This is a genomic window from Sodalis glossinidius str. 'morsitans' (genome assembly GCF_000010085.1).
Classification (GTDB): Bacteria; Pseudomonadota; Gammaproteobacteria; order Enterobacterales; family Enterobacteriaceae; genus Sodalis; species Sodalis glossinidius.
In genome coordinates this window covers 2,865,150-2,892,054 of record NC_007712.1, presented here as the reverse complement: position 1 = coordinate 2,892,054, position 26,905 = coordinate 2,865,150, and the positions used below count along the sequence as shown (strand labels likewise).

The following is a 26,905-nucleotide window of genomic DNA, read 5'->3' as shown; positions in this document are numbered from 1 at the left end:
GCGCCGCCGGGCAGGCCGCGGGGAGCGTGCCGTGCTAGATTTCATTCTCATGAGAATTAACCAGGCTGACGGAGTATACGACGATGTGGACGATTAAACCGCTATTCATGAACGCCGATGCTGGCGAGGACGCGGGGGGCAGCGGTGGCGATGAATCTGTTAATTCTGATGCAGGTCATTCTTTGCTTGGCACCGGCGCACAGGCGCCAGCGGCCGAGGCGGATTGGGTACCAGAAAAATTCCGCGTTATGGGCGATGACGGCAAGCTCAACGTGGAAAGCTCTGCACGCAAACTGGCAGAGCCTTATACGCATCTTGAGAAGCGTTTAGGTCACGGTGACGCCCCTCCGAAGTCCGTTGATGACTACACGCCGAAGGTAGACGCCGAGGGGTTTCAATGGGATGAATTCAAAGCCGATCCTGAAATGCAGGGCTTTCTCAAAGCCGCTCACGCCAAGGGCATCACGAATGACCAAATGGGCTTTATTCTGGGCGAGTACCTGCAACGTGCCTCGGCGTTAGTGAACGGTGCGGCCGAGCTGGATGCGGACGCCGCGGGGACACAGTTACGCGCGGTGTAGCAATCTGACGCTGAATTTAACAAAAACATCGGTCTGGCCTACCGTGCGTTTCATACGCTGGCCGATGAAGGCGACAAAGATCGCCTGGATGATATCGGCAATAATCCGCTGGTTATCCGCCTGCTGGCGAAAGTGGGGGTGGAGATGCAGGAGGATACGCCCGCCGGGGCGGACGCTAACCCGACGGCGCAGCAAGTCATCCGTGACCTGATGAAGTCGGAAGCCTATGCCGACCCGAAACATGCCGATCATGATCGTGTTGCTGCACAGATACGTGCATTCTACCAGAAGACGTACGGCACACATTCTGTCGCGTGACGTTCAACAGGCCGGCTGCGTGGCTGGCCTCGTTTCATTTGGTCGGGATCCTGACCGCACATCACATTCACAATCCTCACAAAGCAGCCCGGCTGGGTAGCCGGATACCTGATCCCCCCTGTCCGTCAGCGCCAACCGGGCAGCGTTGAAACGAGCCGGGAGACCGACACCTCGCAGGCGATTAATCACTATTCGGAGTGTGCATTATGGCTTTTGATGCCAATAAGAACATGATCACCGCTGCGTTTGTGCAGCAGTTCCATGATTCGTTTGAAATTGCCTCGCAGCAAAAAGACTCTCGCCTGCAGGCCGCAGTTACTGACCGAGGCCATATTACCGGGGCATCCTTCACCATCAACGATATGGGCACTATCGAGATGACCCAAATCACTACGCGGTTCGGTGATACGGTCTGGAATGTCCCTGAAGCGGGGACGCGTAACGCCTTGATGGCGGACTACGGGGTCTTCGTGCCGGTGGAGAAGCGTGACCTGCGCAAACTGATTGCTGATCCGCAGGGGCCCTATTTACAGCTGACCCTAGCTGCGGCTAACCGCAAAAAGGACGACATTATTTATCGGGCGTTGCTCGATACCGTTTTGCGCAAAACATCGGATACCGGTGCTTATGCGCCCGTTGCCCTGCCGACAACGCAAAAGATTGTCGCAGGCAAAACCGGCATGACCAAGGCCAAGCTTATCGCTGCCAAGGCCATGTTTCGCCGTAACGAGTGCGATGAACAGAACGGTGAGGAGCTGTATATCACCTACAATGCCGACATGTTGACGCAGATCCTCAGCGATACCACGTTGACCAGCGCCGACTTTATGGCGGTGAAGATGCTTCAGGAGGGCGCGGTGTTCGGTAACTGGCTGGGCTTTAAGTGGCTGGCGTACGAAAAGCTGGACGAAGCGAAAGCAGGCGAGCCTGCCGTCACCACCAAAACCGCCGCTGCTTGGTGTAAATCTGCGGTGCATTTGGGGACGGGCGCACAATACAACGTCGATATCTGCCTGCGTCGCGATAAAAACAACACCATCCAGATTTCTGTCGATGCGTCTTATGGTGCTGGTCGGGCAAACGAAAAAAAGGTCGTCGCTATCGAGTTTGTGGCGTAAGCCGCCGGGATCTTTGCCGGGGGATCCCCGGCCTTTCTCATTTGAGGTGTCGCCATGAGTTCTAGCGTATCTATCTGCTCTAACGCGCTGCTGGCGCTGGGGGTGCATCCGATCAACAGTTTCGATGAGGCGACCTCGCACGCCAGACTCTGCGCCAATATTTACCCTTCTGTACGCAATAACCTGCTGCGCGCCCATCCGTGGCACTGTGCCATTAAACGTGTTGTGCTCTCTCCCGTCAGTACCGCCCCCGCTTTCGGTTTTGGCTACCAGTTCCCCCTTCCGGCGGATCTTATCCAGGTGTTGTCGGTGGGGGAGCGGTATGACGATATCCCGTATCGCATTGAAGGAAAACGCCTGCTGGCGAACGTACAGGAGGCCTGTCTGCTCTATATCTTTCGCAGTGAGGATGAATCGACCTGGGACGTGGCATTGGTTAACGTCGCCGAAGTGACGATGCAGGCAAAACTGGCCTATGCCGTGACGGGATCTGCCAGTTTGCGCGACAGTCTGACCCAAGAAGCCGCTTTCCTGCTCCAGCAGGCGAAATCCATTAACGGACAGGAAGATCCGCCGGAGAGGCTGGACGGTTTCCCCACCCTGGCGTCGAGGCACTGAGATGCGCGCCAATCTGATTAAAACCAATTTCACCGCCGGGGAAGTCTCGCCGCGCTTGATGGGCCGCGTTGATATTATGCGTTACGCCAATGGCGCGGATGCGGCCATCAGCTTTACACTGTCGTCTGATCAGCTTAACCCGATCGTCCACCTGGCACAAATGAACACGCTGATTGTGCTGACCTACGGCGGTGAATTTACCATTACATCGGGAAACGACGCGTCTATCACGCCCACCAATATTTCGGTCAAGAATCCCAGCCCGTATGGCTGTAACCGTATTCGTCCGCTGCGCGTCGGTACCGAAATTCTGTTTATCCAGCGGGCCGGGCGCAAGCTCTATGCCGTGGCGTACGATCCCGACAGCTTCGTGTCCTATGCTGCTAACGATTTGACGGTACTGGCGGAGCACATCACGGCGGGCGATGTGCGCGATATGGCTTACCAGCAGCAGCCGGACGGATTTATCTGGCTGGTGCGTGAAGATGGTGTCGCCGTAACGGTGACGATGGATCGCGCTCAGGATGTGGTTGCCTGGTCACGCTAGATGACAGAGGGTGCTTTTGAGTCCGTGATGTCCATTCCCTGCGAGCGGGATGACGTGCTGTATGCGCTGGTTCGCCGTCACATTAACGGGCAAACCGTACGCTACGTCGAAGTGTTCGATAACGTGCTGAATACCGATGCGGCAATCACCGGGCGCAGCGAGGCCGGTGCTACGACCTGGGCGGGGCTTCGGCACCTGGAGGGCAAGACGGTGGATGTGGTTGCCGATGGGTCGGTCATGCCGCGTGCCGTTGTCTCTGGCGGACAGGTCACGCTGGCGCGTAAAGCGAAGACCGTAGAGATAGGCCTCCACTACGACACCACGATAGAGACATTAACGCCTGAAGTTGCCACGACGGAGGGCATAACGCAGAACGCGCGTAAGCGGACCAGCGAAGTCACGATGCGTTTTCTTGACACCATCGGCGCAGAGTGCAACGGCCAGATTATCCCTTTTCGCACATTCGGCCCGAAGGTTTTGGATAAACCTGCTCAGGTGTTCACGGGGGATCACTATATGGGCAAACTGGGCTGGGAGCGCGGTGAGGATACCTTGATTGTGCAGCAGCGCCAGCCGTTGCCGTTTCACCTTCTGGCCATTATCACCACGTTTACCAGCAACGGGGGCTAACCATGATCCGAACTGCAACACGAAACGATATCCCGGCGTTAATTGCGCTGGGGGCCAGCATGTACCAGGAATCACGCTACGCGGAAAACTCGCCGTTTGACGCGCTAAAATGCGCTGACTTGGCCGATCACCTTATCAACGCCGATGCCGGTTGCGTTCTGGTGGCAGAGCACAACGGGCAGATCATCGGCTGGCTGGCCGGTGGCATCGGGGAACAGTGGTTTTCGCGCCAGTTGATGGCGTTTGAGTACGGCGTCTTCATTTCCCCGAACCATCGTGGCGGGGGGTCGGCCGGCGCGCGGTTGATCAAATCCTTTATGGCCTGGGCGAAAGACCACGATGCCGCGGTGATCAACATGGGTATTACCACGGGGGTGCACGAGGAACGCACCGGCGAATTATATTCACGGCTTGGCTTGTCACGCACCGGGCTGCTTTATTCGATGGAGGTGTGAGATGTGTACAGGCGTCGAGATTGCGCTGGTTGCATCGTCGGTATTGGCGGCAGGCGGTGCCGTCGTGCAGGGGCAGCAACAGCAGAAGATGGCGAATTATCAGGCCGCGCAGGCTGAGGCAGACGCTGATGCAGCTAAAGCGGCGGCAAAGGTGCAGGCGGAAAAAATCCGTAAGGCGGGCCAGCATCAGGCGGCGCAGGCGAATGCCGCTGGCTGCCTCCGGGGTAGAAACCGGGGCGGGCACTGCGTTACGCATTACCTCTGGCATTACCGGCGATGCGGAAGAGGATGCCTACACCACGATAGTAAACGGCATGAACACCAGCGCACGCTACAGGGCGCAGGCGCAAGCCGACCGCATTAGCGGCAGCAATGCGGCATCAGCGGGATATATCAATGCCGGCAGCGCGTTATTACAGGGAGGGGCAAAGGCTTATTCCGGCTGGAAGAAAGCTAACCCGACGACAGACGCCGCTTCAAGTAACCTTTTCGCGAATATGGGGATCCGCTGATGCGTATTCCAGTGGGGAATTTTGGCAATGCGACGACTGCCACGCAACCGACCCGCGTTGACGTGGGCAACACCGGCGCCGTCGCGAATGCGCTGCAGCATTTGGCGTCGGTAGGCATCGGGGTCGCGGAGCAGCAACAGCGGCGCATCGAGCAGGAAAGACAGAGTCATTTACAGGCACTGACGCTGCAGCTTGATGATTTCACCCATGGCCTGGTCAATGACCCCGAACACGGGCTGCTTTCGTTGCAGGGGACAAACGCAGAAGGGGCTACGGGTAATTACACGCGGCAATACGAGGATTTCGCCAATAAATTGGCGGCGGAGTTGCCCTCAGATATGCGCGAGCCGTTCCAGCAGCAGGCTATCGCGCGGCGTATCCAACTCGAGCGAACCGGCTTAAGCCATGAGTTGGGGCAGCGTCGGCGCGTTGAGCAGGGGAATTTTGAATCAACGATAGCCAACAGCCAGACGCGCACCGCCGGGTTTTGGCATGACAACGTCAGTTACCAACTGGAAGTCGGGAGCGCGCAACAGCAGATCGCCGAGTACGGCAAGGCGCACGGTTGGACCCCGGAACAGATAAGTGAGCAGCAGAACAATTATGTGAAAACAACTGCGTTGACTACCGCGCAGAATATCGCGGTATCGAATCCCGCTGATTTTGTCCGGCTGGCGGGAGAGCCTTCAGACGCCGGGGGGGGGGGCGCTATAGCGGCGGCAGCGCAACCGAGCCGGTCGGCGTGCGCAGTAACAATCCGGGGAATCTGGTACGCACGGAAAACACCTGGGAGGGGGAGACCAAAGGCGACGGACGATTTGCGTCATTCGCGACGCCTGAGCACGGCCTTCGCGCGTTGTGCAAAAACCTGCTGGCCTACAATAAACGCGGTTACAACACGGTCGAGCAAATCATCGGACGCTGGGCGCCGTCGAATGAAAACGACACGGCATCGTATATTGCCGCTGTCTCTAATGCATTGAAAGTTCCCGCCGACAAGCGGCTTGATTTGACGGACATCAATACGCTAACCGCGCTGTGTGCGGGAATAACCCAGCATGAAAATGGCGGTAACCCCTATTCCAAAGACCAAATCTCAACGGGGGCAATGTCCGCGCTGGGTCTGGTGACGCTACCCACGCCGGACGGTAACAACTTGCGCGCGGCGGGCGCGACTACCGCCGTGACCCAGTTAGATCCGGTACAACTCGCCCGGTTGCGCAGCGTGGCGCAGGGGCAGCTCAGTCAGCAGCAGCGGGAATATCGTGTTGAATTAGAGGGTGAGCTGAAAGATTTCACCGCGGCGGCGTTACGCGGGAAGAATTACCCCCGTGAATTCACAGCGGACGAATTTACCCGCGCCTACGGCTACGATGCGGGCCAGAAAGCGTACGCAAATTATCTCGATACCCAACAGCTAGGCAGCGATATCTCAACGGTCCAGCAGTTATCACCGGTGGGGCAGCAGGCCTTGCTGAATGCGCGCGAACCCGTGCCAGGAGAAGGTTACGCCGAGGCGGCTAAACGGCATGAGACATTGCAAAAAGCCGTTGAATACGTCAACAGGGCGCGAATGCAAGATTCTATTCAATACGCCGCGGAACAAAAACAGATTGACCCTCTCGATATGCAAACGCCAGAGGCCTTCAGCGCGGGGCTATCGGCGCGGGCGAGCTTAACCCCTGATCTGGCCCGGCATTACGGCACTCCGTTAGCCATTTTTTCTCAGTCGGAAGTGTCTCAGATAGGCGAAATGCTGCGTTCTGCGCCGGCGTCACAGTCCGTCGCTTATCTGGATGCAATGCGGCAGGGGCTGGGATCAGGGGCGCAGTACTCAGCCGCGTTACAGCAGGTGAGCCGCTACGCGCCGTCGGCGGCGGTTGCCGGTGCCATCATGGGAAAGCGCGGTAATGTGACAGGGAATGAGGGATTTTGGTGGGGGAGCGCCGATGTAATGGTCACCCCGGATGATGCAGCGAAAACGATTATCGAAGGGGCCAACGCCCGCACCGGCGTGACGACCAACGTCAACGGGGTCGAGAATAAAACCCGCGGGATTGAAATGTCTAAAGATACTGATTTACGCCCTGAGTTTGTCGACAAGGTAGGCAAGGCTTTTGTGGGGGATGCCGAAGGCGCTGCGCAGGCGTACGATGTCGCGAAGGATTATTACGCTGGCGTCATGGCACGCAAGGGGAACGTTTCTGGGGAATACGACAAAGACACTTGGACCCAGGCTATCAACGTGGCGACCGGGGGCGTTTACAACTACGGAGGACAGGGGGACGTGTTGTCACCTTGGAAGATGTCAGAAAGCCAGTTCAATAAAGCGGTGGGCGTAGCCTGGAAGAAACAAGTGTTGGACGACGGAATCAAGCCGCCGCCCGTGCGATACGGCTTACAGAGCCAAGGTGATAGTCAGTATTTGGTAAAACTGGGGGCCGGGTATCTATTAGGAAAAGACGACAGACCGGTGGTGTTGCACATTGACGCAGAAAAGCTCCGCTTTGGCGAGGAGGGCATTCCTCAATGAGCTATTTCAGTTTTAGCCCGACACAACAAAATAAAGCGCTGGCCTACGCCGCGGAACATCCCATCGGCACAGGTACGCTGCAAGATGCGGCTTTCTTCGATGGCGCGGGGACTGCCCTTTTTAAAGGACTTTGGTCTGGCGTAAGACAGGCGGATCAAGTGGGATGGGCGGCGCTGGATACCGCGATATCGCCTGTTGCCGACGCGGTGAGTGAAACCTTTGGCGTGCGTGATTTCTCTGCCGATTTTTTCAAGGCACAGCGGAAACTGGCTGAAACAAGGGTCCGCGAACTCACGCCCGATCTGGGAACAACCGGAACCGCGGGGCAAGTGCTGTTCTCTCTGGGGCAACTAGGCGGACAGGCTATCGCAGGCTCTCTCATGGGTGGTCCTTGGAGCGCTGCCGCAACCGTGGGCACGCTGCAAGGATTCTCCTATTACGAAAAGTCACGAGCCGACGGCGTCGATTACGGGACCGCCGTTGATAAGGCGCTGGTCACCGGCGGCACGGCGGCATTAGGTGCGGTTCTCCCTATGTCGCTGGGGTTGCGAGCAGGGGGCGCGGTGGCCGAGGGGGTAAGTGCCGCGCTGTCTGTTGGCAGAGGCGCCTCGGGGGCATTAGCCGGTGCCGTGGCCCGCGCTGCACCTGACCTGTTTTATTCGGCAGGTACTAATATCGCTATGGGTATGGCCCAGCGTGGGTTATCCGCCGAGACTTTACGACGTGGCGGTTACGAGGACATGGCGCGCCAGTATGACGTTATGGCCTCTCAAGCACTGGCAACCGATGCCGTTCTGGGGCTTGCGCCCGGTGGGCTGGGGCGCTTCATCAATAGCCGTGGTGAGGATGTACCGGTAAGGCGCGTTTCCCCGGAAGAGATTGATGCCGCACTGACGAGCAGCAGCCATGTTAACTTTGAAGTGACCGTGGCGCCGGGGGTGCCTGTCAGCGTACTTTCCTGCAATGCCCATGCCCAGGCGATGAATAAGGCGATGGCGGGCGTACTGGCAGGTGAACCTGTCGATGTCGGCGCGCTGCTTGAGGGGGCGGAATTTCTGCAAAAGACGCCAAGAGTCAATCTGGCTTCACAGTCAGTGCGGGAGGAACTAGGCCTTAGGGGTGAAGCCACCACGGCAGCGGAGCAGTATCAAGCGGATGTCGCAGGGATGAGTGGGTTATCAACGCCTAAACCCCGCACAGTGGCGCAGGTGAGACAGGACCAGTTAGCCGCGGGGGAACGTCTGGCCCGCGGTAACGACACCGTGGGTGATGAATATGATTTCCGGCATGCAGAGCGCGCCGTGATGGAAAATCCCGATCTTGAGGTGCATGTTGTGGATCATGACGACAGTGTGACAGCGGTAAGGGCAGCGGACTTGTTGGCTCAAGCCAACAAGGATGTTGAAAACGCTCAGCACGACGCCAGTTTATTTGATGTGGCCGTGAGCTGCTTCCTTGGGAGAGCGTAGTATGCGACAGGAATGTATACAGGCGATCACCGCGGCGTCGAAACGCACGTTGACCTCAGCAGAGATTCAGGGGATTGAAGATCGCATCGTGAAAAATATGCGCCATTTGGCGCGTAACGACCCGACATCATGGCGGAGTTTAAGCGAGTCAGAGCGGATGCAGCGCGCGGGACACATGGCGGCGGAAGCGTTAGAGCGCGAGGCCACGCTGAAAAAGCGGCGGGTGGCGCTGACGATAGCGGCGCGCCAGCGGTTGGATAATTTTATCGCTGGCTATAAGGGAAAAGGCGGCAAGCTGGAAGCCTTGAACCGAAAGATTGCATTTCACGCTGATGGCAAAGCCCCTTTTCTATCGGTGGAATCTCGCACCAAGGCGACGCGGGATTATGCCCTAAGCCAACTGGATGAATTATTCAGCGCCATTGACCCGCGTTTCTTTCAGCTTTTTGAGGATAAGCAGTGGATCCGCGATCTGGTCTACGAAATGCGTGGGCAGGATACCGGTAACGTGAGGGCAAAAAAGGGGGCTGAAGCGTGGAAAAACGTCTCCGAGCTGTTGCGACGTCGCTTTAACGATGCCGGAGGCGATATCGGTCACCTGGAAGACTGGGGCATGCCGCAATACCATTCAATGGAAAAGGTAGGCAAAGCCACGCAATCCGACTGGGTCGGGTTTGTGATAGGGAAACTTGACCGCAATAAGTACGTCAAAGAGAACGGTGAGCTGATGAGTGATAAGGACGTTGCCGATTTTCTTGGTCATGCTTACAAAACCATAGCGACCGGCGGTATGAACAAACTGGGTGATTCGGGGCGACGCCTGTCTGGCGCGCGCGCCAATCGTGGCAACGCTGAAAGGCAAATTCATTTCAAAGACGCGGAAGGGTATATAGCCTATCAGCAGCGCTTCGGGGAAAAGTCGATGTGGGATATTCTGGTCAACCACCTGGACGGCATTAGCAAAGATATCGCGTTGGTGGAAACCTACGGCCCTAATCCCGATCATGTGTTCCGCTCCCTGCTTGACGAGCTGGCGGCTAAAACCGCTGACGAAACGCCATCACGAACCGGCAAGATAAAAAAACTGAAGAACAAAACAGAAGACCTTTACAACTTTATCGCTGGGAAAACGCAGCCGGTCGCCAATCCTCATATTGCCCGCTGGGCGGATCACGTGCGTAACTGGCTAGTGGCTTCGCGGTTGGGGTCGGCGCTGATTTCTTCGCTTTCCGATAACGGCACAATGTACCTGACTGCCAAGGTCAATAACTTGCCGATGGCACAGCTATTACGCAATCAGCTTGCGGCGATGAACCCAGCGAATAAGGACGAGATCCGGTTTGCCCGCGGCGCGAGTCTGGCGATGGAAACCTTGTTGGGAAGCGTCAACCGCTGGGCGACCGATAATATGGGCCCCTCGCCCTCTCGCTGGGTTGCTAACGCGGTAATGCGAGCAAGTGGGCTATCCGCGTGGTCGGACGCGCATAAGCGGCCTACGGTGTTACCATGATGGGCGGTATCGGCAACCTTGTACGCAAGCACGCCGACATTGCGAAAATCGCCGATGAGGACGCGCGCATACTCAAAAGCAAAGGCATTACGTCGCAGGACTGGAAGGTCTGGAAGCTGGCCGAGCAAGAGGACTGGGGAAATGGCAACAACACCATGCTGACCCCGGAAAGTATTATGCGCATCCCGAATGAGAAGCTTGCCGGGTTGGGGAACGCCGAGCTGGTGAAATTTGAGGCGATGCGCAAATTGCTCGGCGCCGTGAGCGATGAAGTGGATATAGCGGTGGTTACGCCCGGTGCGCGCAAGCGAATGGTGACCGGCGCGGCGATGCAGCGCGGGGACTGGCGGGGCGAGCTTGTGCGTAGTGTTTTTCTCTTCAAATCTTTCCCCATCGCGGTCATGATGCGTCATTGGTCCCGTGCGTTGAATATGCCCTCTGCGGGCGGTCGTGCGGCGTATCTGGCGGCCTTTCTGGCGAGTACGACAGTATTGGGTGCGATGTCCCAACAAATTAGCGAAGTTATTGCGGGAAGAAATCCACGGGATATAACGGGCGATAAAGCCCTGCAATTTTGGGTCAATGCCTTTTTAAAGGGCGGCGGTGCGGGCTTGTATGGTGATTTTCTGCTTTCCGACCACACCCGGTATGGCTCTGGCGCATTGGCCTCCATGCTCGGGCCGGTGGCGGGGGTCGTTGATGACGCCATTAAACTGTTGCAGGGTATCCCGCTCAACGCGGTCGAGGGTAAGCCGGAACAAACCGGGGGCGATCTCGTCAAGTTTGCCAAGGGCATGATCCCAGGGCAAAATTTATGGTATACCAAAGCGGTGCTTGACCATATGGTCTTTAATCAGCTACAGGAAATCTTTTCACCGGGCTACTTGCGTCGAATGGAAAAGCGTTCCCGGAAAGAGTTTAATCAAACCTATTGGTGGCGTCCGCAGGACAGGCTGCCGCAATAAACCCGCTCGCGCTAATCGGTCGGGATCCCGACCTTTCAGCAAGTCCATGATAGCCCTGTGATAATCACGGGGCTTTTTTATGCATAACGATGAAAAAACACGCCTCAGCAAGCTGAGTGATAAATTAACGGATGTGGTGCTGGAAGAGGCCGATCCGGATAACTGGCCTGGTGCCGGAAAGGCCATTGACGCGCACACTAAACAGGAGCGCGGCGATCGTTACTGGTGCAAGAAGAACGCGGCGACGACGCTGACGCTGTTCCAAGGTGCATACGCTTATCGGCCTGCAAATGCGTGGGGGAACGCCAGGAGGCCGCCCTAGCGATGATGATGAGGCGTTCGAGCTGGGTCAACAGGTTGCCAGTGCCGAGCGAGAAGCGGAGAAAATCATTGCGCGCATACAGAAAGGGAAGACATGACGTCTTTCCTCGCTTTCTTCCTGATATGGGCGGAGCGCATGGGATGGGATGTGCCCGACTGTCATTACCGCGCGTGCTACTGGTTGGAGCATCGCGGCAATCTGGCGGTGCTCCGTTGCTTTCGTGGCTTCGGTAAATCGACTATTCTGGCCGTCTATAATGCCTGGCGGTATTACCGCGATCGGCAGTACCGTATTCTTCATCAGTCCGAATCGGATTCCACCGCCCGTAAAACCAGTCGCGACACGCAGAACGTGCTGCGTAACCATCCGCTGACGAAAGGTATGTTGGCTAAAAGCATCGGTGCCGTTGAGCAATGGTCGGTTGAGGGCGCGCGTGCGAACGAATGCCAAAACGATGACGTGGAAGTCCCCGGCAATATTCAGACACCAGAAGCCCGCGAAAAGCTGCGTTACCGTCTGAGTGAGCAGACGCATATTCTTATTCCCGGAGGCCGAAAATTGTTTATCTGTACACCCCATACCTACGACAGTCTGTACGACGAGATGGAGGCCGCGGGCGCGGATTGTCTGACCATCAAACTGTTTGCGCACGAGTATCGCATTGAGGCTAATGAGGCGGTCAGTCTGCACTATACGCTGCCGTTTCGACCTGACTATGTCTTTATGGGGATCCACAATGGGGCACGACTGCTGGTCGAGCACGTGGATTATCGGCTGACAGAAGACGGTATCGCGTTTGCGGCGCCACCCGAAACGATGATTGACTGTTACGCGGGCTGCCAATGGCCCGAACGTTTCAACGCGGAAGAGCTTGAAACCCGGCGTAAGGATTGTCGCACGGTTAACGAATGGGACAGTCAATATCAGCTGCACAGTAAGCCCATGGGTGAGGTGCGTCTCGATCCTGACCGCATCCGTGAGTACAACGTGCAGCCGGAGATACGCTACGCAAACCGGGCGTGCTCGTTGTGGCTGGGGGCGACGCAGATTGTGGGTGCCGTCGCCTGGTGGGACGTGGCATCCGGGAAAGTAAAAGCAGATGTCAGCGCCTTTTCCTTGATGCTGACCGATGCGCGCGGTCACCTTTACTGGCAGGTATGCCAGGCGTTCATCGGCGATCTGGCCGAGTTCGATGACAAGAACAAACTCATCGGCGGGCAGGTGATGCAGATTAAAGCACTGGTACTCAAATACCAGATCCCGGTCGTCTGTGTCGAAGTCAACGGTCCCGGTCTCTTTGTCGGCAAAATATTGCGTCAAGCGCTAAAGGGGAGCGGTTGCGGTGTTCGTGAAGAGATAAGCGTAATCAAAAAGCAGAAACGTATTCTTGATGCGTTTGAAGCGCCATTATCATCGCGTTTCTTGTGGGCGCACAGCGATGTGCTTGACGGTCCGATGTACGACCAGATGTGGGAGTTTAACCCTGCGCTTACCGATCAACCGGATGACTATATTGATTCCGGCGCCGGTGCCATTAGTCAAACGCCGGTACGTATCGGTAAAGTAGTCGGGATCCCGACCACTCGGGCGCGCGAAAATTGGCAGTTAAGTGACGGCGAGCACAGCGTCGACGTCGATTACTAGCCAGGAGAATGCGCCATGTCGGTACCCAATCAGACGCCCTACGTTATTTACACCGCGAACGGGGTGACAACGGTTTTTCCGTTTGAATTTTATATTATCAGTGCCGCAGATCTTCAGATCACGGTTAACGGCGTCGATGTGAATACGGGGTATACCGTGACAGGTACGGGTAATCTGGGCGGTGGCAATGTGACATTCCTTACCCCACCCGCCACGGGTGCGACGGTGATGCTGGAGCGTGTGGTGCCAACGACCCGGCTGACGGATTATCAGGATAACGGCGACATGCTGTCCGATACGGTTAACAAGGATTTTGACCGCCTTTGGATGGCTATTCAGCGTTCTTTTATCCAGATTGGTTTGGTGCTACGTCGTCCGCTGACGGGGTTACCCTTTAACGCTGAAGGTTATCGTATCTCTCGGCTGGGATCCCCCCTGGATAGCCAAGATGTGGCCACGCGAGCCGGAAAATTACTCTCCTTTGATGCATTGGGTGCGCTGATTGCGGCGTTGCCGCCCACAGGCAGTGCCGCCGATGTGTTAACCAAACTGGCGAAATCCGATGGTGCGACGAAGATGGGCAGTCAGCGGGCAGACGGTAAAAGCGAAACCGTGCAGTAGGCGTTAACGAGCATCCGTGAAGAAGCAAACAAGAAATTCGATAAAACCGGCGGCACCGTTAATGGAGTCGTCATCGTAGAGGGGAACAAACTCGTCCTGAAGGGGGATGACCGCAAGCATTTGGGTTTTCATAATCAGGATGGTAGCGTTCGCATGTAGCTCTACAAAGACAAGGGCGGTGATGGCGTTCGGTTAAACAACGGCAATGATGGCGGCGGAGATTGAATATTTAATAAAAATGGGAATTTTTACGCGCCATCCGGCATTTTTGCCGGCGGAAATATCACCGTTTCATGGGGCGGTAGAACCGCGCATTATCTTGAAAACGGGGAAGTGGAGGGTCCCGTTTGGGGCGGGGCGTTGAGTGCCTATCTCCACAGAACATTCGTCAAGAAAGGTCGCCTGACGGGCATCACTTGGACGGGGGAGATAGGCTATGCGCAGCACACGTTTGGCGATGGCGGAGTCATTGTTGGCGTTAAAGCTAATGCTTATATCACCTCTACCATATTCGCGGTTCGCTATTTTCAGTTATTGGTTGGTGATACCTGGGTCAGTGTTGTTAACGATTAAAGAAGAAGGCCATGCAAACATTAAGAAATTTTAAGCGCTACAAACCCGATGAAAATTCAGCGGTATTTAAGAAATTTGGCCCCTATACCAAACTGTTTTTGCAAGACGAAAACGGCAATGACTGGTACGACGCTCAAAAACTTTTTTCATCAGGGACATTAAAAATAGCGTATATCGAGGAAAACGGATTAATCAAAATGGCGGCAATGGATGCGGACATGCTGGTACCCATTGGCCTCTCCGTCACCGAGGTTGATGCGGGCATTTTGCAGACGGTCGACAAGGATACTCTCATTGAAGGGGAGTGGATGTATCGAGACGGAAAAATTCAACCGCGAATTTACAGTGCTGAAGAGCACCGCAAAGCCGCAGCCATGCTGAAAGAAGAAAAGCAACGACAGGCTGAGAACAAAATAGCCCCGCTGGCGCGCGGTGCGATTGGGTATGGCAACGGAGGAAGAAAAAACGGCGCTCACACAGTGGGAGACTTACAGTGTGCTACTTAACCGCGTGGATATCACCCAAGCGCCGGATATTGAGTGGCTGGAGCCACCCGAATTCTAAAAATCCAATTCACTTTTTATAGTCAGGATCCCGACCGCTCGCACGCCTTACTCTCCGTGGCATAACACAGTGTGATTCCCTACGGGGGTAAGGCATGAGAATGAATAACATTTCGGACGTTGCGGCGGGGCTATCCTACGGCACGTCATTGGGAAGCGGCGGCTATTGGCTGCTTCAGCTTATGGACACCGTCAGTCCGGGGCAATGGTCTGCTATCGGCGTGCTGGCATCGGTATTTTTTGGTCTTTTGACCTATCTCACCAATCTGTATTTCAAAATCAAAGATTACCGGCGAAAAAGGCACTGAGCGATGGCGAGCAAAAGTAAACTCAGTGCGGCCATGTTGGCGTTAATCGCTGCCGGTGCGACGAGCACGGTAATGATGTCGCAGTTTCAGGATGAAAAAGAAGGGCTACGGACAGCGGCATACCAGGACGGGGGCGGTGTCTGGACTATCTGTGGCGGCACTACCTTCGTTAACGGTAAGCCGGTAGTTCAAGGGATGCGGTTGTCTGTAGACCAATGCGAGAGAATTGATAAGGTCGAGCAGGCTAAAGCATTGGCTTGGGTTGAGCGGAATGTGCGTGTGCCTCTGACCGAGACGCAAAAAGTGGGCATTGCCTCATTCTGTCCGTGGAGCATAGGCCCGGCTAAGTGCTTTTCGTCCACGTTCTGGAAAAAGCTCAACGCCGGGGATCGCAGTGGTGCCTGTGCCGAAATCAGGCGCTGGATTTGGGATGGTGGTCGAGATTGCCGTATCCGTTCAAATAACTGCTACGGTCAGGTGCTGCGGCGTGAACAGGAAGCAGAGCTGACATGCTGGGGACTTGATGAATGAACGCAACTTATCGCGCTGATTACCGTTCTTGCTGTGGTCTCCGGGGCATTCTGGGCCGGTTATCTAAAAGGCTGGTACGCCCACAGCGAGCATGTAAACAGACAGGCCAGGGCAAAGCGTTTGGAAGCAGAAAAAGCAGTGAATACCGGCGAGAAGAAAGCTGTTGATGCCAACGTGGTGGCCAAAGTGATTTACCGAACCGTTTACCGCAATGTGGTGAAGTATGTTGACAGCCCGAATCGTAGTGTATGCCAGTTTGATGATGACGCTGTGCAGTTGCGGCAGCGTTCAATCGACGCGGCCAACCATATCCCCGGATTTGATGATGCCGCCGTGCAAGGTAAGTGACGCAGGGAAGAACAGCGACGAAGATTTGCTGGCGGACATTCAGACCGATGAATGCGCACGTGAACTGCGCACCACAATCTACCGCTGGCAGTCGTGGTATAGAGCAACTGAGTGATTTCGCCTCTGGGTGGACTGGTCGAATTTCAACCTATGCCAGCGAGTGAATGTGCTGGTAAGGTGAAAAAATCAGGCCAAAACCCTCCTGCAAAACTATTTTTAATTAGTTGTTTTTACTGGTGATTTACTTTTTCATTTTGCTCATCCTAATGAAGGTGAAAGTCATAAAAAATTAATAAATAACATTAGCTTATATTGAGTATTAGTATGTTCTATTAAGAAATAAGTTTTTAAGAACCGGATACTGTATAGCCGGCGCGGTATTTATCCACCCACATCGCCGTGGCGCCGCAAACCGCCACCGGCAGAATCACCAGATTCACGATCGGTATCAGGGTAAACACGCTTACCAACGCGCCGAACTGCATATTCGCCACCTTGTAGCGCCTCAGTGCGGCGCGCATGGTCGGGAACGGGACTTTATGATTATCAAAGGGATAATCGCAATATTGAATGGCCAGCATCCAGACGCTAAACAAAAACCACAGCACAGGCACCAGCGTTTGGCCAATGGCCGGAATAAAATGCAACGCCAGTAAAATCAGCGCCCGCGGCAGGTAGTAACACAGCTTCACCCATTCGCGGTGCAGAATACGTGGCGTATCGCGCATCAGATCCACCAGTCCGCTGTCCGGGCTGGCATGGCCGGTCAGGTGCGTTTCCAGCCGTTCGGCCAGCAGGCAGCTGAAGGGCGAGGCAATCACATTGGCCACGGTACTGAAGAAATAACCAAATATCAGCAGCACCGCCAGCACGCATAACGGCCAGAGAAGATAATTCAGCCAATGCAACCAATCGGGAACGTAACTCATCAATTGCGGGATCCACAGACTCAACTGGCGATACAGCCACCAAAAGGTGCCACCTAATAGCGCTATATTCACCAATAGCGGCAGCAGGACATAGCGTTTAATGCCGGGCAGCATGATTAAACGCCAGCCGGCGAAAAAATAATGTACGCCGCTGCGGGAAGTTATCTCGTTTTGCATAGTGTTTTGCGCCATTTATGTCCGAACAGATAGGGGTATGATCACAGTTTTCGGCGTTAATAACGGCCGTTTGGTTCATTTTGTCTGAAAAAGCAGCAAAAAAATAACTTGCCAAACTCTTTTTGCCAGAAAGTACCCTGTAGACTTGCACTTGTCTACGCAGGCAAATACAGTTAAGAGAGTAAATGTTTGCCGCTATGGCAATGTGCAATGAATTAGAACAGCTGAGATGGCAATGATGCAGGATTTGCGTCTGATATTAATCGTCGTAGGTGCAATCGCGATTATAGCGTTACTTTTACATGGTCTTTGGACCAGCCGTAAAGAGCGCTCGGCAGTTTTTCGCGACCGCCCGGTCAAACGACTGAAACAAGAACGTCAGGATCAGGACGAACCGCCGCTGTCTGAGCGGGATGAAGGGGTGGGTGAAGTCCGCGTCACGCGCGTGCGCCACGACGACGATGCGCCGTTATCTCGCCTGGCCAGCCGCGTCGGCGAGGGAGAACGCGATGATGCTTCTGATCCTCTTCTGGCGGATGGCTTCGGGCAGCCCGTCTCCAATGCCCCCCGAGCCCACCGCGAGCCGCCGCAAATCCGTTCCGCCGAGCCAGCCATGCCTGCACGTGAGCAGGTTGCTTCTGACAGCGACGACATGGGGGGGGGCGATGACGACGATCCGCTGTTGCCTGCCGCCAGCCGCGCCGCTGCGCCCCAAACTGATTACCGGTCATCGGCGCCTGCCGCCGACGCGCCCGCCCCGGCAGCAGAGAGTTCGGTAAAGGCGGCTCAGGTACCGGAAAAAGAAACGGTGCTGGTACTGCATGTCGCCGCCCATAACGGTACGGTGTTAAGCGGCGAAGAATTGCTGCAAAGCGTACTGCAGGCGGGTTTTCAGTTTGGCGAAATGAATATATTTCATCGTCATCTCAACCCTTCCGGCAGTGGGCCGGTGCTGTTCAGTCTGGCCAATATGGTCAAGCCCGGTTCGTTCAATCCAGAAGATATGGCTGATTTCACCACGCCGGGTATCTCCATGTTCATGATGGTTCCCTCCTATGGCGATGCCCATCAGAACTTCAAGCTCATGCTGCAGTCCGCCCAGCGTATCGCCGATGATTGCGGCGGCGTGGTGCTTGACGATGAGCGGCGGATGATGACCCCGCAGAAACTGGACGGCTATAAAGCGCGCATTCGTCAGGTGTTGGAGGCGAATGCCGGTGTCTGATGTGCGCCCCTGGCTGTGAGTCTGCACCGGTTACCGTTCCCCCTGCAACGGTCACGGTCAGGCTTATCTTGCCCATAGCGTCTTTTTCCATCTGGCCGGCGGCGGTTATACTTATCTTGCCGGTCATCACTAACCGGAACCGGCCGGTTGCTGCTGAAATAGCGTTATTCTCAGCCCCCGCTTGCGGGGGTTTTTGCTGCTGATGGTGCATCATGGAACAGATTGAACAACATATCCTGCGGTTACGTAAGCAACTGCGACACTGGGAATACCTCTATTACGTGGAAGCCGCCCCTGAAGTGCCCGACAGTGAATATGACCGGTTTATGGCGGAACTGCGCACGCTGGAGGCCGAACGGCCAGATCTGCTGACCGCCGATTCCCCCAGTCAGCGCGTCGGCGGACAAGCGCAGAGCAGTTTTGGACAGGTGCGCCATGAAGTGCCCATGCTGTCGCTGGATAATGTTTTTGAAGAGCCGGGTTTTTTGGCGTTCGACAAGCGGGTGCGCGACAGGCTTAAGCGCGACGACGACATGACCTATTGCTGCGAGCTGAAGCTGGACGGTCTGGCGGTCAGCCTGCTTTATGAGAACGGCGAGCTGGTGCGGGCCGCCACCCGCGGCGACGGCGCCACCGGTGAGGATATCACCGCCAACGTGCGCACAATCCGCACCATTCCGTTGCGTTTGCAAGATCACGACAACTTGCCGAGGCTGCTGGAGATCCGCGGCGAAGTATTCATGTCTGAAGCGGGCTTTCTGCGACTGAATGAGACCGCCAAACGGGAAGGGAGCAAAGTCTTCGCCAATCCGCGCAACGCCGCCGCCGGCTCCTTACGCCAGCTGGATCCCTCGATTACCGCTAGGCGGCCGCTGACGTTTTATTGCTATGGCGTCGGCCTGCTGGAAGACGGCGAGTTGCCGGAGAGTCATTGGGAGCGCTTGCAGCAGTTCAAAGCCTGGGGGGTACCGGTCAGCGACCGCGTCCGCCGCTGCACCGGTAGTGCGGCGGTGCTGGATTTTTATCGGCAGGTGCACGAGGCGCGGTTATCGCTCGGGTTCGATATCGACGGCGTCGTGATAAAAGTCGACTCGCTGGCGCTGCAGCAGCGTCTGGGCTTTGTCGCCCGCGCGCCGCGCTGGGCTATCGCCTATAAATTTCCAGCCCAGGAGCAGTTGACCCGGGTACGCGACGTAGAGTTTCAGGTGGGAAGGACCGGCGCAATCACGCCGGTCGCGCGCCTTGAGCCAGTACTGGTTTCCGGCGCCATGGTCAGTAACGCCACCCTGCACAACGCTGATGAGGTCGAGCGGCTGGGGCTGATGATTGGCGATACGGTCATTGTGCGTCGCGCCGGCGATGTCATCCCGCAGATTGTCGGCGTCGTCACGTCCGAACGGCCGGCTGAGGTGCGCCCGGTAGCGTTTCCGACGCAATGCCCGGTTTGCAGCTCGGACGTCGAGCGGGTGGAAGGCGAGGCGGTGTTGCGTTGCACCGCGGGCTTAGTTTGCGCCGCACAGCGCAAGGAAGCGCTAAAGCATTTCGTTTCCCGCCGGGCGATGGACATCGACGGTATGGGCGATAAGATCATTGATCAGCTGGTGGAGCGGGAGCTGGTGAAAACCCCGGCCGACCTGTTCCGGCTAAATAAAGAAATCCTGACGCGGCTGGATCGGATGGGGTCGAAATCGGCGCAAAATTTGCTGGAGGCGCTGGAAAAAGCCCGGCAGACCACCTTTGCGCGCTTTCTGTACGCGCTTGGGATCCGCGAGGTGGGCGAGGCCACGGCCGTCAATCTGGCTGCCGCTTACGGCACGCTCGACGCGCTGATTGCCGCCGATATCGATTCGCTGACGGGCGTGCAGGATATTGGCAACATTGTCGCGACCCACGTGCGCCACTTTTTTGAGGAAACGCATAATATCGAAGTGATCCAGGATTTGTTGAGCCCGGCAATCGGTATTCGATGGCCTGAGCCTGTGGCAGCGCCCGTCGCGGCGAGCGATAATCCCTTCGCTGGGAAAACCATTGTCCTGACCGGATCGCTAAGCAGCCTGTCGCGGGATGAGGCCAAGGATCATCTGGTCGCGCTCGGCGCGCGGGTCAGCGGCAGCGTTTCCGCCAAAACCGATCTGCTCATCGCGGGGGAGGCGGCGGGGTCCAAATTGTCCAAGGCACAGCAGTTGAATATTCCGGTGATGGATGAGGCGGAAATGATGCGTCTTCTTGGAGAATCTTCGGACGCATAAGGGGGCGAAAATGGAAAAAGAGGATCTGGTGGCTATTGCCAATACCGCGATGCCGTTTGGTAAATATCAAGGGCGGATGCTTATCGATCTTCCCGAACCTTATCTGCTCTGGTTTGCCCGTAAAGGGGAGTTCCCGGAAGGGCTGCTGGGCTAGAGCACTTTTCATCTATTCCGGTTTTTTCGCATATAGCACTGCCTCAGTAGATAGAATTCCTAATCCACAGATGCGCCGAAATAGATGAAAACCGCTCTAGCTTATGAGCCTGGTGCTAGCGATAAAAATAGAAGCAACTGTCTTGAACGATAAAATTATAGAGAAACGTGATGGTACGATTCATCCCACTCTTCGTTCTTTCTGAGCATCGCGTTCAGGATAGTCAGAAGTTTACGCATACAGGCAACCAGCGCGACTTTTTTGGCTTTTCCCGCTGCAAGCAGCCGCGTATAAAATGCTTTTATCACCGGATTAAAGCGGGTTGCGACAAGTGCGGCCATATAAAGCGCTGTTCGGACTCCGCCCCTTCCGCCAAAGATGGTTCGCCGGCCCCACATGGTACCCAAGTCCCGGTTTATGGGAGCAACGCCTACAAGCGCGCTGATGGCTCGTCTCGAGAGGCTACCCAGGTCGGAAACCTCCGCCAGCAACGCTGCAACCGTCATCGTACCAACCCCTTTAATACTGCTCAGTCTGGCAGCCAGCTCTTTGAAGTGGTTCCTGATGTGGTTGTTCATGTCTTCATCGATTCTGGCAAGCTCATCTTCCAGCGCTTTGATGATGATATTGATACTTTTCCTGCTCTGTGGATGAACGGGATAAAGACGGTTACGCTCAGCAATCAACATCGCTGTCAGCTGGCGTCGGCGCACTACCATCGCAGCAAGAACCTGAAGCTCCGCATCCAGCATGGCACGGATAAAGCGTTCCCGCCCTGGATGTCGATTAATGACCTCCGCCATTTGTGCAAGCACCCGTGCATCAATACGGTCCGTTTTTGCCAGATAGCCCATAGTGCGGGCAAAGTCACGAGCCTGTCTGGGATTGATCACCGCGACGTCACGGCAGCTTCAAGTCCACCAGTGGCCTCTATCAGAACCAACACCACCGGATACTTTCTCAGTTCATCAGTAATAGCATCAAAACCGTCAGAGTTATTACTGACCGTAAACTGAGCAATATCACTGCTGGCAGCAATGTCCAGTGTCGCTTTAGAAACATCAATTCCCACAAAAAGTGGATTTGGCAGACTCATTATTACCCATCCTTGCAAATACGTTATGGAGTACGGACAACTGTTCAGGTTTCAGATGAGTGGCTCAGTATAGGCGTCATTAACTTCTCTACGGGCTATAAACCCTGGGATGAATCAGACTGCATACACCTTGCCAAATCTATTCATAACCATGCTAACTAAATTTCAAGATACAAGGGTGGGAAAGCCTTATCACGCCGCTAAAGGCGTGTTAACGGCAACCTGCGCCTCTGTGGGGTCGGATCGTTGCTGATGAAAACGCGCCTGCCGGGCGCTGTGAAGCGAAGCATCGTCCATCTTTCTCGACTGTCAGGTGTCAGCCATCAACATCAAATTGGGCGCGATGCGCAATATGTCGTCAGTGTCCCTGGTTTGGTGCACGGCGCCAATGTATCCTCGCGCGGAAGTTGGAGGGCAACGTTATCGCGCGCCCCGCGTCCACAGGGCGCCCAGCGCGGCGGGCAGAGCAGCCCGGCGTCCGAAAAGAACGAGCACCAGCATCACGGTGGCGAAGGGCAGCATCTGGATCACATCGGTCGGCAGGTTTACCCCCAGCACCTGTAGCGCTGTGGTCAGCGACAGGCACGCGCCGAACAAAAGCGCTCCCGCCAAAACCCACAGCGGTCGCCCGCGCGCCAGCACAATGGCGATAAAACCATTGCCCTGAGTCATAAACGGCACAAAAATACCGGCGCCGACCTGCGCCATATAAGCGCCGCCCAATCCCGACAGTGCACCGGTAGCCAGCACCGCCAGCGTGCGCGTCCTCTGCACGCTCACACCGGCCGCATCCAGTGCGGCGGGTCGATCGCTGGCCGCCTGCAGCGCTAGAACCGCATTGCTGGCGCGATAAAGCCAGGCCAGCAGCGGGATGCAAGCGATGGCCAAATATACCACCAGCGGCTGCACGAACAGGGCTTTGCCCACCACCGGCAGTTCGGTAAGCCAGGGTAGCCTGATGCTGTCGATGCTGCTCAGGAGGGGATAACTGTGGCTGAAAGCCATCTACTGCAGAAGCGCGGTGGCGCCCTCAGCGCCCAGGGTCAGGGCGATACCGATGACTATCTGATTGAGTCACAAACACAGTCCCGCCATCAGCACCGCCACCAACATCCCGACTGCGGCCCCAGCGCATAGGCCCAGCACCATGGAATCGTGACGCCAGGCCACCAGAAAGCCCAGCCAGGCGCCGTCCAGAATCATCCTTTCCAGACCGATATTCAGCACGCCGGCTTTTTCGGACAGTTGTTCGCCCAGGCCCGCCAACAGCAGCGGTATGCCGGCGACGATGGCCCCCATGAGGAGGGAGGTGATAAAACCTCTGGTTAACCCTTCCATTTTGTCTCCATCGCCGGCGCTAAGCCTCTGTCGTCGTGTTGCGCAGAGTCCGCTGGCGCAGTGCTTGCCGTAGTCGGGCAACGGCCAGACGGGTCAAGCCCGGCACAATTAATAACAGCGCGACGGTCAGCAAGGTGAAATGGTTAGGGACGCCCATTCGCCGCGCCGCGCTTTCGCTGCCGATGGAGAGCACCGAGAACACGAAAACGAGGGCGAGACTGCCAAACCCGTTGAATTGCGCCAGAAACACCAACGGTACAACAACCAAACTGTAGGCCGGATTCCAATCAGCACGCACATTGCCCTGTATAGTCATGATTTCAACCGCGCCCGCCAGACCGGCCGAAAGCGCGAATACCGCAAGCGTCAGGGCGCCTACCGGCAGTCCGGCATGCTGCGCCGCACCAGGATTGGCGCCCAGCACTCGCATGCGCAAACCGAGTGCCGTGTGGTTTATTAACCCGTGCGTCAGCAGCACAGCCAGCAGACCGAGCAACAGTCCGCTAGAAACTTGACCGCCGAACAGCATCGGCAATCTTTGTTTCCAGGGCAGGTTGCGGGTTTACGGCACGGTTGTCGCCGGATCCGCCAGTAGCAATTTGACCAGCACATTGGCCAACGAAACTTTGAGAAACGGTATCATGAGTCTGGTAATGATTTCGTTAATATTACGCCAGATTTTTAATATCGCCGGCAGCAGGCCCCACAGCATTCCGCCCAGCGCCCCGGCCAGCAGCTCCAGAGACAAAGTGATCCCCAAGGGGACGCCGCGGGATAACAGCGCCGGCGCGATGGCCGAGGCCAGTACCGCGCCCAGCATAAACTGCCCGTCGCCGCTCAGATTCCATAAACCGGCGCTGAACGCCACCATCAGGCTGGCGGCGATCAGCAGCAGCGGTCCCATGCGCGTTAGCGATGCTTACAAACCGGCGGGCGCCAGCAGCCCCTTACGCACGATAAAGCCATAGTAGGCCAGGTGAGCGACTCCCAACAGCCACAGCAGCAGGCCGGCAATAAAAATCGCCAGCCCGATAGCCAGCAGAGTGAATCCCATTTCCAGGCACAGGTGTTTGCCCCTCGTGCCGACGTTACGGCACCTAGACCGGCCTATCATGGCGTTTCTCCGCTTATCAGTGCGCCGATGCGCCGGCGGGCGTGAGCATCGTTGACAACCATGCCCGTTATTTGCCCTCGACGCAGTACCGCCACGCGATGAGGCAATGCCAACAGTTCGTCAAGGTCGGTGGAAATAAGCACCACTGCCACGCCTTGCGCCGCGGCCTGGCGAATACGTTCCCGAATGGCCAGGCTATTGTGCAGATCGAGGCTATAGATAGGCTTGGCAAAAATCACCGCGCGGACGCGGTGGTTAAGTTCGCGCGCCAGCAGGATTTTCTGGACATTCCCGCCTGACAACGTGCCGACAGGGATTTGCGCCTCGGGAGGGCGGATATCGAACGCGCGAATACGCCGGTGGGCAAAGGCGTCGATGTGCGCCGGGCCACTTATTCCGCCGCGCCAGAAGGGCGGAGCGCCAATTTGCTTGAGCAACAGATTTTCCGCTACCGTCAGTGTGGCAACGGTACCTTCGCCTAGCCGGTCATCGGTGACGTAGCTCAACTCGCGCCGGCGTCGCTCGCGCAGGCTGCAATCTTGCAATGCCTGTCCGGCCAGCCAGATGCGCTCGGCGCTCAGCGTCCGCTGTCCCGCCAGAGCTTCCGCCAGTTGCGTTTGCCCGTTGCCGTCGATACCGGCGATGCCCAAGATTTCGCTGCCGGCGACGCTAAAATCAATGTCGCGCAACGCAACGCGCGCATCCGCCACCGATAGCCGTTGCTCCAACAGCAACGGAGTTGAACCTGACTGCCCGGGCGGTGGACGGTCATTGCCAGGGCTCGGCGCGGGTGCTGCTGCCGCGGACGGTTCCCCGTCGCCGCTGCGGTGAAACATCCAGTCCAATATTTCCCGTCTGGCTGCGGCTGTGAAAGCGTCTGCAGGCGTGCTGGAGGAATTTCGCCCACCTTGCGGCCGAGGCGTAGCACGCTGATGCGGTCGCCCCAGGCTAACGCTTCGTTCAGCTTATGGGTGATAAACACCACTGCCAACCCCTGCGCGACCAGACGACACATCAACAGGCCAAGCCGTTCGGCGTCGTGTGGCGTTAGCAGTGCGGTCGGCTCGTCGAGGAGTAGCACCCGACTGCCGCGTAGCATCGCGCGTAGGATTTCCGCCTGCTGCCGTTCTCCCAACGATAACGCCCTGACCCGCGTGCTGGCGTCCACCGTTACGCCCAGGCGTGCGACATCCGCCGCGTAGCGCCGCCGGGCGGGGCGGCGCCACCAGGGGTCGCCCAACGCCATATTCTCCGCCAGCGTTAATGTCGGCACCAGCATCGGGTGCTGAAACACCGTGCCGATGCCCAGCGCCAGCGCCTGGTGCGGCGAGCCGATACGCTGCGCCATCCACCTCGATGTAACCGCGGTCGGGCTGCAACACGCCGGACAGCAGTGCCACTAGCGTCGATTTGCCGGCGCCGTTTTCCCCCAACAGCACATGCACTTCGCCGGGCCACAGCGCCAGATGGATAGCCGCACCAGAGGCGTACCGGCGGGGAGAGCAATGTCCACGCGCTATTTTCCGGCCAGCAGCGCGTGCAGCGTGCTGGCGTCATAATCCGCCGGCACGTGGATTTCACCGCTGATAATGCGATCGCGCACCGCTTGAACCTGCGCCCAGACATCATCAGGAATATGGGGTGTTTTTAATAAACTGATGGCGCCGTTAGCCAATGACGTCTGGTAGTTGTGGCTGCCAAAGTGATTATTTTTGAGATCCCTAATCATGGCGGTATATACCGGGGTCAGATTCCACAGCACCGAACTCAGCAGATGTCCTTTGTCGATAGGGGATTTGTCGCCGATGACATCGATAAACCAGACTTTGCCGCTGTCCTGGGCGGGTGTAGTTTCTACCGCTTGCAGCATGCCGAAGCTCGAACCGTTTCCCTCACCGAAAATGACGTCGGCGCCGGCGGCAATCACCGAGGCGGTAACGCGTTTGCCTCCCGCCACATTGCTGTAGGTGGCGGGGCCAATGACCGCATAGCGGATCTGAATCGAAGGTCGCGACGCCTGGGCGCCGAGCATGAAGGCCGCGGCCTGCGCGTTCCAGGCGCGCGGTTCACCTGACACCACGATCCCGAGCGTACCGCTGCGCGACATTTTGGCCTCCAGGGTACCCGCAAGCCAAGCGCCTTCCTGGCCGCTTACGGTATAATCCGCGACGCGGCTGGCCTTCAACGAGGACCGGATGTCGGTAATTGCCACCGGTATTCCGGTCTGGGCGCCGATTTCCGGCGCCGCCTGATTATAGCCGTTGGCGTGGGTAATAAAGAGCTACGGGCCGTCGTCGGCGAGATCCCGCAGGGTGGGGCGCACATCGCCATAGCCGAGATTTTCGGCCACCAGCACCAGGGCGCTCACGCCGGTTCTCCAACCGGTAAACTTCATTGTTCGTCCTCAAAAAGCGTATATTAACGCCTTAATACAGTACACCGCCGGCTATTGCCGGC

At 56.7% G+C, this 26,905-nt stretch carries 25 protein-coding genes and 7 pseudogenes; 21 read left to right on the top strand and 11 right to left on the bottom strand.

Translation table 11 applies throughout. The features are described 5' to 3' along the window. Positions 1-83 precede the first annotated feature (83 nt). Positions 84-581, top strand: a complete 498-nt coding sequence (locus SGP1_RS33975; protein ID WP_011411512.1) for a hypothetical protein — start codon at positions 84-86, stop codon at positions 579-581. On the opposite strand, the gene SGP1_RS33970 is transcribed toward SGP1_RS33975, so the two are convergent. After that, positions 567-833 (bottom strand): hypothetical protein, encoded by a 267-nt coding sequence (locus SGP1_RS33970; RefSeq protein ID WP_243466052.1) that lies wholly within the window; start codon positions 831-833, stop codon positions 567-569. The two genes, SGP1_RS33975 and SGP1_RS33970, sit on opposite strands and share 15 nt — an antisense overlap. A gap of 272 nt (positions 834-1,105) precedes the next feature. On the opposite strand from SGP1_RS33970, the gene SGP1_RS15360 reads away from it, so the two are divergent. The 17 genes and pseudogenes from SGP1_RS15360 (at position 1,106) to SGP1_RS15280 (ending at position 16,166) form a co-directional block, all read left to right on the top strand. Continuing rightward, positions 1,106-2,017, top strand: a complete 912-nt coding sequence (locus SGP1_RS15360) for a phage capsid protein (RefSeq protein WP_041867075.1) — start codon at positions 1,106-1,108, stop codon at positions 2,015-2,017. 54 nt (positions 2,018-2,071) lie between these two features. Next, positions 2,072-2,635 carry a hypothetical protein gene (locus SGP1_RS15355; RefSeq protein ID WP_041867074.1) on the top strand — a complete coding sequence of 188 codons (564 nt, stop codon included), beginning with the start codon at positions 2,072-2,074 and terminating at the stop codon, positions 2,633-2,635. A 1-nt stretch (position 2,636) separates the two neighbouring features. Next, positions 2,637-3,182 (top strand): hypothetical protein, encoded by a 546-nt coding sequence (locus SGP1_RS33965; protein WP_243466051.1) that lies wholly within the window; start codon positions 2,637-2,639, stop codon positions 3,180-3,182. Beyond that, the gene (locus tag SGP1_RS33960; RefSeq protein WP_243466050.1) at positions 3,183-3,812 is read left to right on the top strand and encodes a hypothetical protein; all 630 of its coding nucleotides are present in this window, start codon (positions 3,183-3,185) and stop codon (positions 3,810-3,812) included. Between the two features lie 2 nt (positions 3,813-3,814). Then, positions 3,815-4,267, top strand: coding sequence for a GNAT family N-acetyltransferase (locus tag SGP1_RS15345; RefSeq protein ID WP_011411510.1), 453 nt, complete (start codon positions 3,815-3,817; stop codon positions 4,265-4,267). Between the two features lies 1 nt (position 4,268). Continuing rightward, positions 4,269-4,779, top strand: a pseudogene (locus tag SGP1_RS35750) (hypothetical protein). Positions 4,780-5,635: 856 nt separating this feature from the next. Then, a complete protein-coding gene (locus tag SGP1_RS33950; RefSeq protein WP_243466048.1) occupies positions 5,636-7,312 on the top strand; it encodes a hypothetical protein in 1,677 nt (558 codons plus the stop codon). Beyond that, entirely contained in the window at positions 7,309-8,781 is a 1,473-nt protein-coding gene (locus SGP1_RS15325) for a hypothetical protein (protein WP_011411509.1), read from the top strand. Before SGP1_RS33950 ends, SGP1_RS15325 begins: the two co-directional genes overlap by 4 nt. Before the next feature lies 1 nt (position 8,782). Next, positions 8,783-11,256, top strand: a pseudogene (locus tag SGP1_RS15320) (hypothetical protein). Between the two features lie 79 nt (positions 11,257-11,335). Next, the gene (locus tag SGP1_RS15315) at positions 11,336-11,578 is read left to right on the top strand and encodes a hypothetical protein (protein ID WP_243466047.1); all 243 of its coding nucleotides are present in this window, start codon (positions 11,336-11,338) and stop codon (positions 11,576-11,578) included. Positions 11,579-11,671: 93 nt separating this feature from the next. Next, on the top strand, positions 11,672-13,222 hold the full coding sequence (gene terL, locus SGP1_RS15310; RefSeq protein ID WP_041867073.1) for a phage terminase large subunit: 1,551 nt from the start codon (positions 11,672-11,674) through the stop codon (positions 13,220-13,222). 15 nt (positions 13,223-13,237) lie between these two features. Continuing rightward, on the top strand, positions 13,238-13,843 hold the full coding sequence (locus tag SGP1_RS15305) for a phage tail fiber protein (RefSeq protein ID WP_041867072.1): 606 nt from the start codon (positions 13,238-13,240) through the stop codon (positions 13,841-13,843). A gap of 360 nt (positions 13,844-14,203) precedes the next feature. Then, positions 14,204-14,416, top strand: a complete 213-nt coding sequence (locus tag SGP1_RS15300; protein WP_148203537.1) for a hypothetical protein — start codon at positions 14,204-14,206, stop codon at positions 14,414-14,416. An 11-nt stretch (positions 14,417-14,427) separates the two neighbouring features. Continuing rightward, positions 14,428-14,980: pseudogene (locus SGP1_RS33945) on the top strand (tail fiber assembly protein). A gap of 100 nt (positions 14,981-15,080) precedes the next feature. After that, positions 15,081-15,287, top strand: a complete 207-nt coding sequence (locus SGP1_RS15290; protein WP_011411029.1) for a class II holin family protein — start codon at positions 15,081-15,083, stop codon at positions 15,285-15,287. A gap of 3 nt (positions 15,288-15,290) precedes the next feature. Continuing rightward, the gene (locus SGP1_RS15285) at positions 15,291-15,818 is read left to right on the top strand and encodes a lysozyme (protein ID WP_011411506.1); all 528 of its coding nucleotides are present in this window, start codon (positions 15,291-15,293) and stop codon (positions 15,816-15,818) included. Positions 15,819-15,938: 120 nt separating this feature from the next. After that, positions 15,939-16,166 carry a hypothetical protein gene (locus SGP1_RS15280; protein ID WP_243466046.1) on the top strand — a complete coding sequence of 76 codons (228 nt, stop codon included), beginning with the start codon at positions 15,939-15,941 and terminating at the stop codon, positions 16,164-16,166. 347 nt (positions 16,167-16,513) lie between these two features. On the opposite strand, the gene cysZ is transcribed toward SGP1_RS15280, so the two are convergent. Continuing rightward, entirely contained in the window at positions 16,514-17,272 is a 759-nt protein-coding gene (gene cysZ / locus SGP1_RS15275; protein WP_041867069.1) for a sulfate transporter CysZ, read from the bottom strand. Positions 17,273-17,507: 235 nt separating this feature from the next. Between cysZ and zipA the strand changes: the two genes are divergently transcribed. The 3 genes and pseudogenes from zipA to SGP1_RS15260 all read left to right on the top strand — a co-directional run. Continuing rightward, positions 17,508-18,497, top strand: coding sequence for a cell division protein ZipA (gene zipA / locus SGP1_RS15270; RefSeq protein ID WP_011411504.1), 990 nt, complete (start codon positions 17,508-17,510; stop codon positions 18,495-18,497). A gap of 212 nt (positions 18,498-18,709) precedes the next feature. Continuing rightward, the gene (gene ligA / locus SGP1_RS15265; protein WP_011411503.1) at positions 18,710-20,746 is read left to right on the top strand and encodes an NAD-dependent DNA ligase LigA; all 2,037 of its coding nucleotides are present in this window, start codon (positions 18,710-18,712) and stop codon (positions 20,744-20,746) included. 10 nt (positions 20,747-20,756) lie between these two features. Continuing rightward, positions 20,757-20,897: pseudogene (locus SGP1_RS15260) on the top strand (DUF3820 family protein); the annotation flags it as partial. Positions 20,898-21,055: 158 nt separating this feature from the next. On the opposite strand, the pseudogene SGP1_RS15255 reads toward SGP1_RS15260, so the two are convergent. From SGP1_RS15255 to SGP1_RS15235, 9 genes and pseudogenes are all read right to left on the bottom strand, one after another. Next, positions 21,056-21,996 (bottom strand): annotated as a pseudogene (locus SGP1_RS15255) (IS110 family transposase). Positions 21,997-22,416: 420 nt separating this feature from the next. Further along, on the bottom strand, positions 22,417-23,001 hold the full coding sequence (locus tag SGP1_RS32035; RefSeq protein ID WP_198408731.1) for an ABC transporter permease: 585 nt from the start codon (positions 22,999-23,001) through the stop codon (positions 22,417-22,419). A gap of 69 nt (positions 23,002-23,070) precedes the next feature. Beyond that, the gene (locus tag SGP1_RS32030) at positions 23,071-23,334 is read right to left on the bottom strand and encodes a hypothetical protein (RefSeq protein WP_198408730.1); all 264 of its coding nucleotides are present in this window, start codon (positions 23,332-23,334) and stop codon (positions 23,071-23,073) included. Positions 23,335-23,353: 19 nt separating this feature from the next. Further along, a pseudogene (locus SGP1_RS33940) lies at positions 23,354-24,205 on the bottom strand (ABC transporter permease). Positions 24,206-24,253: 48 nt separating this feature from the next. Further along, entirely contained in the window at positions 24,254-24,388 is a 135-nt protein-coding gene (locus SGP1_RS35240; protein WP_279379395.1) for a hypothetical protein, read from the bottom strand. 56 nt (positions 24,389-24,444) lie between these two features. Next, on the bottom strand, positions 24,445-25,098 hold the full coding sequence (locus SGP1_RS24565) for an ATP-binding cassette domain-containing protein (protein WP_050747734.1): 654 nt from the start codon (positions 25,096-25,098) through the stop codon (positions 24,445-24,447). Beyond that, positions 25,026-25,796, bottom strand: coding sequence for an ATP-binding cassette domain-containing protein (locus tag SGP1_RS33935; protein ID WP_050747733.1), 771 nt, complete (start codon positions 25,794-25,796; stop codon positions 25,026-25,028). Before SGP1_RS33935 ends, SGP1_RS24565 begins: the two co-directional genes overlap by 73 nt. A 46-nt stretch (positions 25,797-25,842) precedes the next feature. Then, a pseudogene (locus SGP1_RS36630) lies at positions 25,843-25,887 on the bottom strand (hypothetical protein); the annotation flags it as partial. A gap of 77 nt (positions 25,888-25,964) precedes the next feature. Further along, positions 25,965-26,660, bottom strand: coding sequence for a BMP family lipoprotein (locus tag SGP1_RS15235; RefSeq protein WP_050747732.1), 696 nt, complete (start codon positions 26,658-26,660; stop codon positions 25,965-25,967). Positions 26,661-26,905 lie beyond the last annotated feature (245 nt).